The 14,933-nt window shown below is 58.7% G+C and carries 13 protein-coding genes and 1 pseudogene; 2 read left to right on the plus strand and 12 right to left on the minus strand.

Annotated features, from left to right (window positions below):
- The 9 genes from AC1DKH_RS29600 to AC1DKH_RS29640 all read right to left on the minus strand — a co-directional run.
- Positions 1-1,893, minus strand: a 1,893-nt coding sequence (locus AC1DKH_RS29600) for a T6SS phospholipase effector Tle1-like catalytic domain-containing protein (RefSeq protein WP_477800142.1), incomplete at its 3' end; no start/stop codon positions are given.
- Complete coding sequence (locus AC1DKH_RS29605; protein WP_477800143.1) at positions 1,881-2,408, minus strand: DUF3304 domain-containing protein; 528 nt, start codon at positions 2,406-2,408, stop codon at positions 1,881-1,883. The genes AC1DKH_RS29600 and AC1DKH_RS29605, both read right to left, overlap by 13 nt.
- Entirely contained in the window at positions 2,401-3,444 is a 1,044-nt protein-coding gene (locus AC1DKH_RS29610) for a DUF2235 domain-containing protein (RefSeq protein WP_477800144.1), read from the minus strand. The genes AC1DKH_RS29605 and AC1DKH_RS29610 overlap by 8 nt, the downstream gene beginning before the upstream one ends.
- On the minus strand, positions 3,432-3,956 hold the full coding sequence (locus AC1DKH_RS29615) for a DUF3304 domain-containing protein (RefSeq protein WP_477800145.1): 525 nt from the start codon (positions 3,954-3,956) through the stop codon (positions 3,432-3,434). The genes AC1DKH_RS29610 and AC1DKH_RS29615 overlap by 13 nt, the downstream gene beginning before the upstream one ends.
- On the minus strand, positions 3,949-4,992 hold the full coding sequence (locus AC1DKH_RS29620; protein ID WP_477800146.1) for a phospholipase effector Tle1 domain-containing protein: 1,044 nt from the start codon (positions 4,990-4,992) through the stop codon (positions 3,949-3,951). Before AC1DKH_RS29620 ends, AC1DKH_RS29615 begins: the two co-directional genes overlap by 8 nt.
- The gene (locus tag AC1DKH_RS29625; RefSeq protein ID WP_477800147.1) at positions 4,980-5,507 is read right to left on the minus strand and encodes a DUF3304 domain-containing protein; all 528 of its coding nucleotides are present in this window, start codon (positions 5,505-5,507) and stop codon (positions 4,980-4,982) included. Before AC1DKH_RS29625 ends, AC1DKH_RS29620 begins: the two co-directional genes overlap by 13 nt.
- A gap of 142 nt (positions 5,508-5,649) precedes the next feature.
- Positions 5,650-6,423 (minus strand): hypothetical protein, encoded by a 774-nt coding sequence (locus tag AC1DKH_RS29630; protein WP_477800148.1) that lies wholly within the window; start codon positions 6,421-6,423, stop codon positions 5,650-5,652.
- The gene (locus tag AC1DKH_RS29635) at positions 6,420-7,208 is read right to left on the minus strand and encodes a DUF4123 domain-containing protein (protein WP_477800149.1); all 789 of its coding nucleotides are present in this window, start codon (positions 7,206-7,208) and stop codon (positions 6,420-6,422) included. Before AC1DKH_RS29635 ends, AC1DKH_RS29630 begins: the two co-directional genes overlap by 4 nt.
- Entirely contained in the window at positions 7,209-9,611 is a 2,403-nt protein-coding gene (locus AC1DKH_RS29640) for a type VI secretion system Vgr family protein (RefSeq protein WP_477800150.1), read from the minus strand.
- Positions 9,612-9,945: 334 nt separating this feature from the next.
- Between AC1DKH_RS29640 and AC1DKH_RS29645 the strand changes: the two genes are divergently transcribed.
- Positions 9,946-11,067 carry an HlyD family secretion protein gene (locus AC1DKH_RS29645; protein ID WP_477800151.1) on the plus strand — a complete coding sequence of 374 codons (1,122 nt, stop codon included), beginning with the start codon at positions 9,946-9,948 and terminating at the stop codon, positions 11,065-11,067.
- The gene (locus AC1DKH_RS29650; RefSeq protein ID WP_477800152.1) at positions 11,064-12,656 is read left to right on the plus strand and encodes a DHA2 family efflux MFS transporter permease subunit; all 1,593 of its coding nucleotides are present in this window, start codon (positions 11,064-11,066) and stop codon (positions 12,654-12,656) included. Before AC1DKH_RS29645 ends, AC1DKH_RS29650 begins: the two co-directional genes overlap by 4 nt.
- Positions 12,657-12,677: 21 nt before the next feature.
- Here the strand turns inward: AC1DKH_RS29650 and AC1DKH_RS29655 are convergent, their stop codons facing one another.
- From AC1DKH_RS29655 to AC1DKH_RS29665, 3 genes and pseudogenes are all read right to left on the minus strand, one after another.
- Positions 12,678-13,118, minus strand: a complete 441-nt coding sequence (locus AC1DKH_RS29655) for a carboxymuconolactone decarboxylase family protein (protein WP_477754666.1) — start codon at positions 13,116-13,118, stop codon at positions 12,678-12,680.
- 115 nt (positions 13,119-13,233) lie between these two features.
- Positions 13,234-14,676 (minus strand): mechanosensitive ion channel domain-containing protein, encoded by a 1,443-nt coding sequence (locus AC1DKH_RS29660; protein WP_477765176.1) that lies wholly within the window; start codon positions 14,674-14,676, stop codon positions 13,234-13,236.
- Between the two features lie 140 nt (positions 14,677-14,816).
- Positions 14,817-14,933: pseudogene (locus AC1DKH_RS29665) on the minus strand (IS110 family transposase); the annotation flags it as partial.

Below are 14,933 nucleotides of genomic sequence, written 5' to 3' on the forward strand. Positions count from 1 at the left end.
GTGTACCTGATCGTCGAACAAGGCGACTACCGCAGCGATCGGCACGGAGTCACTCACTTCAATCCGATTGGCCCCGGGTTCGATGAACAGCTCCTTGGCGCGCAACTCTCCGGCCGCCTTGATCTGCGCGTACTCGCGCTGCTCGTCATCCTCGCTGAGCAGATACACCGTGTCCCTCAGCACGCCATCGAATACCAATCCCCCAAAGCTGGTCTGATCGCGGCGCCACTGCTGATAGTCGTGTTCGAACTCGACGGCGGCCTCGCGGATCTGCTGCTGGTCCAGCACGGGTTCGTAAGGTGGTGGGCCGGCAAGATCGGAAAAGTTCAGCGTTTCGATGGGTTGGCCCCGGCCGGCCGCGCGGGCCTCTTTGGCCTTCTCTGTAACCTTCTGACGCAGGGCTTTCTGCTCGGCTTGCAGGGTCGCGTTGGTTTGCACGGCCTGGCCGTAAAAAGGCTGATTGGCATAACTGCCCCGGGCAAAACGCTCGATGCGCCAGCCAGTGAGCCAGGCCAGTTGCGCGGCCATGGTGTCTTCCAGGTTGTGGCCAAGGCGTAGGGGTTCGCTGGTGGTTGGAGGTGAGGCAGGGTCTTCGTCGAGCCCCAGGGTGGTGCGCCAGGCGTTGAAGCGGTTGATGAGCTCTGGCGTGAGGTCAAACTCTTCTTTCGTATCGAGAGACATGTGTCGCGCTGGCTGAATTTGTTGCAACTCATCCGGCACAACCGCACCAGGTACAGTCAATGGCGCACCCGCGGCGAAGGCCGCTGCGTACAAGTCGTGCAGAACAATCTGCGACAACAACTCGCCCGCTCCGCCACGGGCCTTGCCCTGATCCCCCGGCGGGTAACCACCCCCAACGTCCGAGTGCATGCCGGGGTAAAGCACTTCAGTGGCATAGGGCGGGTAACGGCCATCGGCATAACGGATCGAGTCCAGCGGAAAACACAAACGTTGCTCATGGGCGGCGACGAAGTGCCGGCAGTCCTTGATCCATTCAGGGAAACGCCCGACATCGGGCAGTGCCTGCGTGCCATCGGCCCAGTCCATATGCCCTTCAGCAAAGGGCGCGGCACGGGCGCTGCCCACCGAGGCCACAGTATCCAGCAAACCAAGGAATTCGATGCTTACCGGCAAACCCAGCAACTTTTGCTCCGGGTGTTCGGCGCCTGGCGGGGTGTCGAACAGCTCGCTCAACCAGGTGATGAAAGTACGCGCCTCGGCAGCGCCGCGAGAAAAGCCATAGACGAACAATTTGATCGCCAGCACTTTGGGTTGCGCCGTCGCGACCTTGGCCCGCAACGGCTCCAGCAGCGAAGCCATGGCCTGGCGGCGGCTGCTCTTGCCCAAGGCGGTCATGGGCCAGGTGGTGGCCATGGCTTTGAGCTTGGTCTGGGCAACCGGCAGATCCAGTCGCTGCTGGTTATTGAGGGCGAAGGACAACGCATCGGCAATGCGCAGCAGTCCCCAGTTGATCCGGTCCTCACCCCGGTTGGCGAACGCCATACCCATGGTACTGAAGTCCAGTTCGCCAATCTCGGGAAAGGGGGTGCCCACACCGGGAATGTAATAGCGAAAATACCCATTTGCAGCCTGCTCAATGCTGGCGTGATATATCCGCGCGATATTCGTCGGGTGGGGCGGCTCGGCCTTGTGGGTGTCGTAGGGCTCGTTATTCTTGGTGCCATCGAAAAACAGGCTGATGTGCAAGGCGCGCGCGCAGGTGGAGGCACCACGAAACCCGCGTTGAGCATTCAACTGCTGACGGTACAACTCCACTTCGGCGGTTTGCCGTTGGTAATTAGCCCTTACCGCTTCAGGGTCGCTGGGCAAACGGCCTGCGTTGGGAAACAGGGCCGGGACATATACGGAATCACGATTCTTTACTTCGGACATACGGCTGGCTCCTTCATTTTTATTGGTTCTTTGATCGGACTATTGGGTGAGGGATAAGCCCAGCAAGACGTGGACACCTTGACCTGATGACATGGCAGAAAGTGCACTTCCAACGAACACAACCTATCTTCATAAGGCGGAAGTTCCACAATCGCCGTGTGTTGCTGGTACTTGGCTTTATGCTTGACCATGAAGGCCCGAAATTCATCGGTTCCCAATGGAGGGGATTTAGCATAAGGATCAGAATCAGTTTCCCACTCCACTTTGAACTTCAAACCCGGCGACCATTGGCTGGGCAACGCTACACAACAGTACCCACCGCCATACCCATAAGGGGATATGTTCGGACCGCCATAACCATTCACCATGAAGTAATTAATAGCCGCCGACGTGTGATTAACTCCATTCAAATCCCCGGCCAGGAATTTCGGCGTTCCCGGAGAACACCCGGCCAGTAACGACAACAAACTACCGACAGCCCATTGCCGCCCGACCTTCCCTTTTTCATTACTCATTAAACGCCTCCCTGTTTATTAAGTTGCGCACGAAAAATGCCTGTGACAGGCAACTTTCGTTCACCACCTTTGCTTGAAACGGTAAACACAGACGTTGCTCATGGGCGGCGACGAAGTGCCGGCAGTCCTTGATCCATTCGGGGAAACGCCCGACATCGGGCAGCGCTTGTGTGCCATCGGCCCAGTCCATATGCCCTTCGGCAAAGGGCGCGGCACGGGCGCTGCCCACCGAGGCCACGGTGTCGAGCAGGCCGAGGAATTCGATGCTTACCGGTAAACCCAGCAGCTTCTGCTCCGGACGTTCGGCGCCTTGTGGGGTGTCGAACAGCTCGCTCAACCAGGTGATGAAGGTGCGCGCCTCGGCGGCACCCCGGGAGAAGCCATAAACAAACAGCTTGATCGCCAGCACCGTGGGTTGCGCCGTCGCCACCTTGGCCCGCAACGGCTCCAGCAGCGAAGCCATGGCCTGGCGGCGGCTGCTTTTGCCCAATGCGGTCATGGGCCAAGTGGTGGCCATGGCTTTGAGCTTGGTCTGGGCAAACGGGAGCGCCAAGCCCTTCTTGTTATCTAACGCAAAAGACAACGCGTCGGCGATTCTCAGCAGTCCCCAATTGATCCGGTCCTCGCCCCGGTTGGCGAACGCCATGCCCATGGTACTGAAGTCCAGTTCGCCAATCTCGGGAAAGGGGGTGCCCACGCCGGGGATGTAGTAACCAAAATAACCGTTTTCCGGTTGATCCAGACTGGCGTGAAACAGCCGCGCGATATTGGTCGGGTGGGGCGGTTTGGCCTCGCGGGTATCGTAGGGCTCGTTGTTATTGGTGCCATCGAAAAACAGGCTGATGTGCAGGGCCCGCGCGCAAGTGGAGGCCCCGCGAAACCCTCGTTGGGCATTCAACTGCTGACGGTACAACTCCACTTCGGCGGTTTGCCGTTCGTAGTTAGCCCTTACCGCTTCAGGGTCGTTGGGCAAACGGCCTGCGTTGGGAAACAGGGCCGGGACATATACGGAATCACGATTCTTTACTTCGGACATACGGCAGGCTCCTTCATTTTTATTGGTTCTTTGATCGGACTATTGGGTGACGGGTAGCGCCAACAGGAAGTGGACACTTTGACCTGATGACAAGGTAGAAAATGCACTTCCAACGCACACAGTTCGTCTTCATAAGGCGGAAGTTCCACAATCGCAGTGTGTTGCTGGTACTTGGCTTTATGCTTGACCATGAATGCCCGAAACTCATCGGTTCCTAACGGGGGGGATTCAGCATAAGGATTAGAATCAGTTTCCCACTCCACTTTGAACTTCAAACCCGGCGACCATTGGCTGGGCAACATCACACAACACACTCCCCCCCCATAACCAAACGGAGAGATGTTTCTTCCACCATAACCATTTACGGAAAAATGATTGATCGCCGCCGACGTGTGATTAACCCCGTTCAAATCCCCGGCCAAGAATTTCGGCGTCCCCGGAGAGCACCCGGCCAGTAACAACAAACTACCGACAGCCCATTGCCACCCTACCTTCCCTTTTTCATTACTCATTAAACGCTTCCCTGTTTATTAAGTTGCGCACGAAAAATGCCTGCGACAGGCAACTTTCGTTCACCACCTTTTCTTCAAACGGGAAACACAACCGCTGCTCATGGGCGGCGACGAAGTGCCGGCAGTCCTTGATCCATTCGGGGAAACGCCCGACATCGGGCAGCGCTTGCGTGCCATCGGCCCAGTCCATATGCCCTTCGGCAAAGGGCGCGGCACGGGCGCTGCCCACCGAGGCCACGGTGTCCAGCAGGCCGAGGAACTCGATGCTCAACGGCAAACCCAGCAGCTTTTGCTCCGGGCGTTCGGCGCCTTGCGGGGTGTCGAACAGCTCACTCAACCAGGTGACGAAGGTACGCGCCTCGGCGGCCCCCCGGGAAAAGCCATAAACGAACAACTTGATCGCCAGCACCGTGGGTTGCGCCGTCGCGACCTTGGCCCGTAACGGCTCCAGTAGCGAAGCCATGGCCTGGCGGCGGCTGCTCTTGCCCAATGCGGTCATGGGCCAGGTGGTGGCCATGGCTTTGAGTTTGGTCTGGGCGACCGGCAGATCCAGTCGCTGCTGGTTATTGAGGGCGAAGGACAACGCATCGGCGATGCGTAGCAATCCCCAGTTGATCCGGTCCTCGCCGCGGTTGGCAAACGCCATACCCATGGTACTGAAGTCCAGTTCGCCAATTTCAGGAAAGGGGGTGCCCACGCCGGGGATGTAGTAACCAAAATAACCGTTTTCCGGTCGATCCAGACTGGCGTGAAACAGCCGCGCAATATTGGTCGGGTGGGGCGGCTCGGCCTTATGGGTATCATAGGGCTCGTTGTTGTTGGTGCCATCGAAAAACAGGCTGATGTGCAGGGCCCGCGCGCAGGTGGAAGCGCCGCGAAACCCGCGTTGGGCATTTAATTTTTGACGGTACAACTCCACTTCAGCCGTTTGCCGTTCGTAATTAGCCCTTACCGCTTCAGGGGCGCTGGGTAAACGCCCTGTTTTGGGAAACAGGGCCGGGACATGTACGGAATCACGATTCTTTACTTCGGACATACGGCTGGCTCCTGCATATTCAGAGGTTCCTTGATCGGACTATTGGGTGAGGGATAAGCCCAGCAAGACGTGGATACCTTGACTTGATGACAAGGTAGAAAATGCACTTCCAACGCACACAGTTCATCTTCATAAGGTGGAAGTTCCACAATTGCAGTGTGTTGCTGGTACTTGGCTTTATGCTCGGCATAAGCGGCCCGATACTCATCAGTTCCCAAGGGGGGTAATCGGGCATTAGAGTTTGGATCAGTTTCCCACTCCACTTTGAACTTCAAACCCGGCGACCATTGGCTGGGCAACATCACACAACACACTCCCCCCCCGTATCCATTAGGACTGGCATTCCCTCCTCCATAACCATTCACCATGAAGTAATTAATAGCCGCCGACGTGTGATTAACCCCGTTCAAATCCCCGGCCAGGAATTTCGGCGTCCCCGGAGAGAACCCGGCCAGTACCAACAGCAAACTACCGACAGCCCATTGCCGCCCAACCTTCCCTTTCTCGTTACTCATTAAACGCTCCCTATTTATTAAGTCGCGTACGACAAACACCCGGAATGAAAATTTTTTCGCTTAAAACCTATATGTACCCGCAACAAACACATTGACTACGCATAGATACCGACACCTTTTAAACCACAGATAACCCGCCCACTTAATAAGTATGTGAACTTGGACTCCAGCGTGGCTCAACCGAAAACTTTACATCCGGATATTTTATAGCTGGCAAAATTGAAACTTTACTTTCCTTGTCTTCTACCCCTTGCCTACCATCATAGAAAACAAAAGTATTGTTATTTGAATGCAGCCAATCGTTTACTTTTGAGCTGTTGGCAGAAGACGCAGAAAGCTTATCTGGAAAAACAAACCTAACCTTTACATCATCATAACGCTCCCCATAATACATCCACATTGAATCAGGCAAGTATCCTTTGAAGGCCGGTATATAAGCCGTCATCGAAGAGTCAACAAGGGGAGCACCATCAACATATAATACCAGGTCTTTTTTAGTGCCATTCTTATACTCTACCCCATACCTAATTGATTGCGCAGAAGCTCGGAAGCTTTTTGAACCACCAAAGTCAAACTTAATATACCCATGATTCGGCTCCATTCTCGCCTGAATATCAGTCATTTCTTCTTTTCTATCTGCACGCGCGTAGTCATGGGGAATGCTCAGCGTATCGACTGCCAGATCGACTGGAATACTGGCCAGCACGACAACCGGACAAATAATTGTTATATAACAAAGCACGGATGCAAGATCCGCATTAAATGTTAGTACCTGAACATCTGTTACTACCCCCCTGTAATAATCTGCATCGCTGGCAAAACCCAAGTTTTCAATCCGTGCCGCATTTGTTCCGCACCCCATAAGAGATGAGACAAGCAGCCCCACCAATATTAATTTCGCTATAAATTTAGTCACTCTTGCTCCTCTCCACTCGCACCAGACAACACAGCAAATTTGTCCACCGCATAAGCATTCAAACCCCCGAAATAATTTTCGCAACTTGCTTGAAGCACAACGTGGTAACAACGAACAAAACACTCCTCACTGGATAGTTGTGAAAACGCTTTCACTGCAAACCCGAGCAACTTTTGCGCATCACTGATGCAGCCCAACCGATCAAATTGCGCATCCGTCAACTCAACCGGAGTGTTTGCTTCTCCAAGTACCTGATCCGAGCCATAAGTGCCCGGTTGCCAGGTAATCCGTTGATCCCGATCCAGCCAACTCCAGAACAGCGCCAGGCTCAGAAACCGTTTTTTCTGTTCCGGATCCAGGACGCTTGCCAACAATTGCGGTAGCACACGCGGGTCGTAGAAACGCAGCAAGCCAGACTCTCCTCCCCATTCAAGCTGTGAAAGTCCTTGCAGGGTCTTGGTCAGAACATCGAACGGGATGGGGGAAATCAACAACATGAGTCTCGGCATGTGCCCCATCTGCTCGATGATCTCTTCCAGCCAGGCTTTGTGGTGCCAATCGTCCAGACTGATGCGCATCAGGATCGGCGCCTGAGGCAACAACGTCTCCTCCGGCGTTGTGCTGAAAAATGAAAACCAGGGAATGGCTGGCTCGATGGCTTCGAGTGCTGGTAGCAGGGAAACATCGGAGCCCGCTTGGTCGACGATTAAATCAACATGATCGAGGTCCGCTGCACGGCACAGGCCTTCCAACTGGTCGAGCCACTGTTCATAAGTTTCTTGCATTTATCGTCCCCCACTGGTCGTGCGCATCACTGCGCCCGCCGCCTCGGTTTGAGCAATTTTCAAACACGCTTCACACACCGACTTCGGCAACACCATCAACGGAAAACTCTGGCCGCCAGGCCCCTCCCAGATATGCTGTCCCCGAGACGTCAGCTTGCTGGAACTTTCCTGAGTGATACCGTCGTTCGGATCGATGCGGATGAAATTGTCTCCACTGGCCAGCGTGATGCCTTTTTTGGCCGTGAACAGCAGATGCCCCTGCACCGACTGCATCGTGATGTCCAGCTGGGCAATCAGATTCAGTAGATCGTCGTGGGACTCGATTTCCAGCGGGCCCTTGCCGGAGACCACGCGCAGACCTCCCTGCTGGGCCAGCAGGGAGATGCCTTGAATGGCGTGGGCTAAAAGACGCTCAACGGCGGCCAGATTGATGTCGTCGTCACTTTGCAGGTGGAGTGCGTCGCCACTTTTCAGAAGCAGGCTGGCCGGCGTCACCGCACCGATGCCCTCGGGTGCGCTGAGCAAGATGGCCGCGTCGGCCAGGTCTTTCGCGGCGGTTTGCAACTGCTGCAAGCCGTCGAGGGTGGGCTGGCGGCTGTGGTGGGCCTGGGCGATGTCTTGCCAGTAGGCTATCTGCCGTTTCGCCCCCTCGATCAGGCTGGATGCGGCACCCATCTCCAGCACCGGCCCCTGGGCCTTGGTTTGTTCATCGGCACTGATAAACAGCCCCTTGCCCGCCCGAATCGCGCCCCAGGCATCGGTGCGCAACTCAAACCCCTCGCCGCGTTTTTGACGCTCGGCATCCACTACATGCCCGAGGTTGAGCTGGCTCTTGCCGCTGTGGTCGGTGCTGAGCTTGATGTGCTCCTGCCCGCGGGTATCGTCCAGCCGCAGTTTGTTGTTGGCCGGGGTGCGCAGCACGTTGCGTTTTTCGTTGTACATGGTGACGGGGTCGGGGTGCTGGCTGTCGTGCAGGGCGTGGGCGATGTAGGGGCGGTCGGGGTCGCCCTGTTCGAAGGCCACCGCCACTTCGGTGCCGGCGATCAGCGGCAGGTGCAGGCCGTGGGTGTCGCCGGCGTACGCCCGGGCCAGGCGCAGCCAGGTGCTTTCGCGACCGGCGTCCCAGGTGTCGCGGTCGAACAGGAACTGTACCCGGTAGCGGCCCTCGGCGTCGGTATCGGCGTAGGGGTTGTGGGCCTGTGCGCTGGTCACCCGGGCCGGCACGGTGCCGGCGATCAACGGCTTGGGCGGCACCTCGGGGCGAAAGCACACCGTCTGCGCAAAGGGGATGGCCTGGAAGCTGCACTCGAAGCTGCGGTCGCGGGCGGCGCGGGTATGGAGCTCAATGATCACCGCCCGCGGCGCGAAGGCCTGGGGCGCGCCGTCGGTGACTTCCAGCACCTGGCCCGGCGCCAGGCGGGCGCTGCTGCTCATGCCGCGCAGGCGGGTGCGGCGATTGAGGTAACGCTCGTGGCGCAGGCGTGCATAGAAGTAGCCGCTTTCGCACTGCACGTCTTCGGGGAAGTCATGGCGGTCGCCGAGCGCGGTGTAGGGTTCGGCGTAGTGATAGGCCTCGCCGTAGGTGCCCTTGGCGCCGCGCGTCTGGTCGATGTCGCCGTCCAGGTGCGCGCGGGCGTCACGGTGGTGGTAGGCGCGGATATTCACGTGCTGTTCCACCACCTGGTGTTCCGACTGCAAGGCCCAGACGCTGTCCTGATCGCTGCTGCTCAGCCCGGAGAGCGGGCGCAGCGGCAGCTCGACGTCGAACTGGTAGGCGCGCGGGGAGTCGTGGAATTCGACGACGTCGATGCCCAGGCGTTCGTCGCTGGTGAAGCGGTACCAGATGCCGATTTCGGCCAGCAGGCGGGCAATGAAGGCCAGGTCGCTTTCGCCGTATTGCATCACCTGTTCACGCCGGGGGTACTCGCGGTGCAGGTGGAAAAGGAAGTCCTGGCCCCTGAAAGCGTGGCGGCCGCGCAGGATGTGCTCGACGATCTCCGGCACCGACCGGTGCTGGTAGATCCGGTATTGCCGGCCCCGCGCGAGCAGCGCCAGACGCGGTTGCAGGGTGACCTCGTAGCGCGCCTCGTCATTGGAGGCGGACAGGCGTTTGAAGCCGGTCACCACGCCGTGCAAGGTGCGCAGCGGCTTGACCTCGGCCGGTTCGAAGATCAGGGACGAGACCTTTTCCGGCAGCGCGTGCAGGCTGAAGCTGGCGGGTTGGCCGAGCAGGCGTTCGGCGTCGATGTCGAGCTCGCTGGAGGTGAACTCGATGTAGTAGCTGAAGGGCTGGCTGAGGTGCTCTTCGCCGTGGAAGGCCAGGACGTCGAGGGGGGCGTCCAGCTCGCGGACCCAGAGTGTGTGGCGGCTGTGGTCGAAAAAGGTGCGCGGTGCGTTGGACAAAATCAGGCCTCCCTTGGCTGTTGAAGCGGACGGGGAGGCTTCGTTGCCTCCCGCGTTCAAGCGCTCGACAGCTTTCAGGAAGGTAAAAAAGGTTGATATAGGACGTGTCTAATAAGCGTGTAGGGTGTTTCCGAATAATGCAGCAGGCCACAACGTCCTAAGACTCTACCTACAACAGTAAAAGAATCCTTGGCATCTCGACAGCGGCCACGAATGAGTCTTCCTGATCAGGACTCCACCTGACGACCGGCAGCAAAAACCATTTGCCACAAAATATTACATACGTCATATTACAGCCATCATAATTAACCTCCGCTCCAACAGGTAATCCTCCATGACCAGCATGCCCACCGTTGAACCCGACCTGGCTGCCCCGGTGACTGCCGCCAAACCTCCCCTGCTCAAACGCCTGCTGTTGCCAACCGTGGGCATCGCAGCGCTGGTGCTGGCCGGTGTGTATGGCGTGCATTGGTGGAGTGCCGGCCGCTTCATCGAGGAAACCGACGACGCCTACATCGGTGGCGACGTAACGGTGATCGGGCCGAAAGTGGCGGGTTATATCGACGAAGTGCTGGTGACCGATAACCAGAAGGTCAAGGCCGGCGATGTGCTGATCCGTCTCGATTCCCGCGACTACCGGGCCAACCTGGCCAAGGCCGAAGGCGCAGTGGCCGCCCAGCAAGCCTTGCTGGCCAACCTCGACGCCACCGAACAACTGCAACAGGCCGTCATCGGCCAGGCCCGCGCCGGCATCGATGCCGCCGGCGCCGAGGCCGCACGCTCCCGGGATGACGATGCCCGCTACAAAAAACTGGTGACCACCAACGCCGTCTCGGTGGAAAGCGCCCAGCGGGCCAACGCCACGTTCAAGACGGCCCAGGCCCAAAGCAATCGCGCCCAGGCTGAATTGCTGGCCGCGCAGCGCCAGTTGAATGTGATCGACACCCAGAAACAACAGGCCCGCGCCGCCTTGATCCAGGCCAGGGCCGAGCGCGATCTGGCGCAATTGAATGTCGGCTACACCGAACTGAAGGCACCGGTCGACGGTGTGATCGGCAATCGCCGGGCCCGGGTCGGCGCTTATGCCCAGGCCGGTTCGCAATTGCTCTCGGTGGTGCCGACCAGCGGTCTGTGGGTCGATGCCAACTTCAAGGAAGACCAACTGGCGCACATGGTGCCGGGGCAACGGGTGGTGATCCATGCCGACGTGCTGTCGGGCCAGGAATTCCACGGTCACCTGGACAGCCTCGCCCCCGCCAGCGGCTCGCAATTCAGTGTGTTGCCGCCGGAAAACGCCACCGGCAACTTCACCAAGATCGTACAGCGGGTACCGGTGCGGATTCACCTCGACCCGGCCGACAGTGTGCTCGGCCACCTGCGTCCGGGGTTGTCGGTGACCGCTGAAGTGGATACGCGCAAGGAGCCTGAAGCGCCAGCCGTGGCCCGCGCGCCATGAGCCGCGCCCTCGCCGCCCCGGCGCAACCGTTCAATGCCGCGAACATGGCGACGGCGACCAAGGTCTTCGCCTTTGCCAGCATGTGCATCGGTATGTTCATTGCGCTGCTGGATATCCAGATTGTCTCGGCTTCGTTGCGTGACATCGGCGGCGGGCTCTCCGCCGGCACCGACGAAACCGCGTGGGTGCAAACCAGTTACCTGATCGCCGAAATCATCGTGATTCCCCTGTCGGGCTGGCTGTCGCGGGTGTTTTCCACGCGCTGGCTGTTTTGCGCGTCGGCCGTGGGCTTCACCCTGACCAGCCTGCTGTGCGGCGCGGCCTGGAACATCCAGAGCATGATCGCCTTCCGTGCCCTGCAAGGGTTTCTGGGCGGCTCGATGATCCCGCTGGTGTTCACCACCGCGTTCGTGTTCTTCACCGGCAAGCAACGGGTGATCGCCGCCGCGACCATCGGCGCAGTGGCCTCATTGGCACCGACCCTGGGGCCGGTGATCGGTGGCTGGATCACCGACATATCGTCCTGGCACTGGCTGTTCTACATCAACCTGGTCCCCGGTATCTTTGTCGCCGTAGCCGTGCCGATGCTGGTGAAAATCGACCAGCCGGAACTGTCGCTGCTCAAAGGCGCGGATTACTTGAGCATGGTGTTTCTGGCGCTGTTCCTCGGCTGCCTGGAATACACCCTGGAAGAAGGCCCGCGCTGGAACTGGTTCAGCGACCGCACGATCCTGACCACCGCGTGGATCAGCGGCCTGGCCGGCCTGGCATTCATCGGCCGGACCTTGCATGCGGCCAATCCGATTGTCGATTTGCGCGCCTTGAAAGATCGCAACTTCGCCCTTGGCTGTTTCTTCTCGTTCGTCACCGGCATCGGCCTGTTCGCCACCATTTACCTGACGCCGCTATTCCTCGGCCGGGTGCGGGGCTACGGAGCGCTGGACATTGGTCTGGCGGTTTTCTCCACCGGGGTGTTCCAGATCATGGCGATTCCGCTGTATGCCTTTCTGGCCAATCGCATCGACCTGCGCTGGATCATGATGACCGGCCTTGGGCTGTTCGCATTATCGATGTGGGATTTCAGCCCGATCACCCATGACTGGGGGGCCAAAGAATTGATGCTGCCACAAGCCTTGCGCGGGATTGCCCAGCAACTGGCGGTGCCGCCAACGGTGACCTTGACCCTCGGCGGCCTGGCGCCGGCACGGCTCAAGCATGCGTCGGGGTTGTTCAACCTGATGCGCAACCTGGGTGGGGCTATCGGCATCGCCGCGTGTGCGACCATCCTCAATGACCGCACCAACCTGCATTTCACCCGGCTGGCGGAGCACCTCAACAGCACCAACGAGGCGCTCAACCAATGGCTGTCCCAGGTCGGCAACAACTTCGCCGCCCTCGGCCAGAGCGGTGACGCCGGAGTCACCGCCAGCCTGCATCAACTATGGTTGCTGACCTACCGCGAAGCCCAGACGCAAACCTATGGCGACGCGTTTCTGATGATCGGGGTGTGCTTCGTCATCGCCACGGCGATGGTGCCCTTGATGCGCAAGGTGCAACCACCGGCCGCGCCGAGCGCCGATGCGCATTGAGCCTCGGCTCCCTTTTCGACATCAGGCCTGAGGAGTTTTGCGGAAACCGACGGCCAAACGGTTCCAGCTGTTGATGGTGCTGATCGCCACGGTCAGATCGACCATTTCCTTGGGCGTGAACTGAGCGCTGACCACTTCGTAGTCTTCATCTGGCGCGTGGGTCAGGCTCAGTTGGGTCAGGGATTCGGTCCAAAGCAGCGCGGCACGTTCGCGATCGCTGAAGAACGGTGCCTCGCGCCACGCCGTTACGGCGAACAGGCGACGCGGGGTTTCGCCGCCCTTGATAGCATCGGCGGTGTGCATATCGATGCAAAATGCGCAGCCATTGATCTGCGAAGCCCGCAGCTTGACCAGTTCAACCAGGTTTTTTTCCAGCGGCAGCTTCGAAACCGCCGTTTCCAGAGCGATCATCGCTTTGAGGGCATCAGGGGACGCGGTGTAGAAATCGGTACGCGGTTGCATCGTGTGCTCCAGGGCAAGTGGGGGTGTGACTACCTTAGCCCCCTGCCCCGTTTGCACAAATAGCCAATATTCCAGAAGTCGAGGAGGCCACTTGCGGTGTCTTGTTGGCCGCTGGTCATACCCGACTGCGCAACCACCGCAGAAAGCCCTTCTTCTCCACTGTCACCGGCAGGTCCTGAGTCAGGGTTTTCGCTTTGAGCAAGCGGTAGTCGAGCAAGGTTTTCATCGCATCGTTGATGTCCTGACGGGCATCCAGGCATGGCTTGAGGTATTCCTTTTCGATGCGGTACAAGCCACAAAAGGTCTTGGCGGTAAACTGCGCAGGCACCGAACTGTCGTCCAGGATACCGGCCTCGCCGATCACCTCTCCGGGCCCCATGCGGCCTGATTCGAACGGCGAGCCATGACGGGGCAGCGTCACGCTGACGACACCGGACTCGATAATGAACAAGTGATCGCTGACCTCCCCCGCGTCGAGGATCGTTTCGCCGGCACGGAAGGTTTGCAGGGTCATGTTCTGGCTGAAGGTGTCTTTTTCTTCCTGACGCAACGTGGAGAAAATCGGCGAACTGTCGAGCAGTGCCCGGGGCCGCGACAGGTTGCCCGCCAGCGTGGGTTCGACGCTCGACAACAGGTTGACCCCGGACGCCTGCAAGTGTCGGTACGCCAGGTCGAACAGCTGATTGCGCACCGTGCGCTTCTCGCTCATCGACGCGACAAACCCATTGATTTCGTATTCCACTCCGGTGCTGCTGGAGCTTTTCAGCGAGACGCTCGGGGCCGGTGTGTCCAGCAGAAAACGGCAACCTTGCATGGCGCGTTCTAGGGCATCAATCACTGTGTTGGGCCGTGCATGGGGGCTCACTTGAAGGGTGATGGAAACGCCAAACATATCGCTCGGGCGGCTGAAGTTGATGATCTTGGCCTTGGCTGCCAATGAGTTGGGAATCACCGCCAGGCTGCCTTGGGCGGTTTGCAGGCGCGTAGCACGCCAGTCGATGTCGGTGACCCGGCCTTCCATGCCGTCTATGGAGATGTAGTCATCCAGTTGATAGGGTTTGGTGGTGTTCAGGACGATCCCGGAAAACACGTCACTGAGGGTACTTTGCAAGGCCAGGCCGACAATGATCGCCAACGCACCGGACGTCGCCAGCACGCCCTTGACCGGTAGATCGAGTACATAGGCCAGGGCGGCAATGATCGCGATCAGGAAAATCACCGCACCGAGCAAATCCTGGAGCAAGCGCCCGGTATGCCCCACCCGTTGCATCATCACCGCGCCGATCAGCACCGTCAGCATCCGCGCGCCAAACAGCCACCAGCCGATCTGCAATCCGGTGGCCGCCAGGTGCAACGGTACGTTGTCGGCCCAGGGCGGCGGCTCCATCGGATTCAGGCCTTCATTGAACAGCAGAAGGCTGTATAGCGCGAAAATCGTGACCCGCAACAGAAGCTTCCAAGGGTTGCGGTTGTCACCGATTAAACGCCACAACCCGAGGTCGATCAGGATCAGCACCATGGCGCAGATCAATGGGTGTTCGGTGAGGAAAGACAGCATCAAGCAACTCCAGCCAAGGCTAATAACGCGAAGATCGCACAGATTGGCCATAGTGTAGGAGCAATTGATTTGGCGGGATGAACACGTCTGGCTGGACACCAAAAAAAACTGTGGGAGATTCTATGGTTGAGGGGAACCCCTCAACCTGCTTTCGGTTGGTATTCGCCTTGCCCTTTCAGCAGTGCAAATACGATCCGGGCAAGTTTGCGGGCCAAGATCACCAGTGCCTGCGTGGTGCTGAACCCTTTGGCTCTTTG

This window comes from Pseudomonas sp. 05L36 (assembly GCF_056398125.1).

What these genes read in the sequence shown, in the direction of transcription:
- AC1DKH_RS29605 (WP_477800143.1), bottom strand. Translation starts at nt 2,408, where the DNA reads ATGAGTAATGAAAAAGGGAAGGTCGGGCGGCAATGGGCTGTCGGTAGT.
- AC1DKH_RS29610 (WP_477800144.1), bottom strand. Translation starts at nt 3,444, where the DNA reads ATGTCCGAAGTAAAGAATCGTGATTCCGTATATGTCCCGGCCCTGTTT.
- AC1DKH_RS29615 (WP_477800145.1), bottom strand. Translation starts at nt 3,956, where the DNA reads ATGAGTAATGAAAAAGGGAAGGTAGGGTGGCAATGGGCTGTCGGTAGT.
- AC1DKH_RS29620 (WP_477800146.1), bottom strand. Translation starts at nt 4,992, where the DNA reads ATGTCCGAAGTAAAGAATCGTGATTCCGTACATGTCCCGGCCCTGTTT.
- AC1DKH_RS29625 (WP_477800147.1), bottom strand. Translation starts at nt 5,507, where the DNA reads ATGAGTAACGAGAAAGGGAAGGTTGGGCGGCAATGGGCTGTCGGTAGT.
- AC1DKH_RS29635 (WP_477800149.1), bottom strand. Translation starts at nt 7,208, where the DNA reads ATGCAAGAAACTTATGAACAGTGGCTCGACCAGTTGGAAGGCCTGTGC.
- AC1DKH_RS29645 (WP_477800151.1), top strand. Translation starts at nt 9,946, where the DNA reads ATGACCAGCATGCCCACCGTTGAACCCGACCTGGCTGCCCCGGTGACT.
- AC1DKH_RS29650 (WP_477800152.1), top strand. Translation starts at nt 11,064, where the DNA reads ATGAGCCGCGCCCTCGCCGCCCCGGCGCAACCGTTCAATGCCGCGAAC.
- AC1DKH_RS29655 (WP_477754666.1), bottom strand. Translation starts at nt 13,118, where the DNA reads ATGCAACCGCGTACCGATTTCTACACCGCGTCCCCTGATGCCCTCAAA.
- AC1DKH_RS29660 (WP_477765176.1), bottom strand. Translation starts at nt 14,676, where the DNA reads ATGCTGTCTTTCCTCACCGAACACCCATTGATCTGCGCCATGGTGCTG.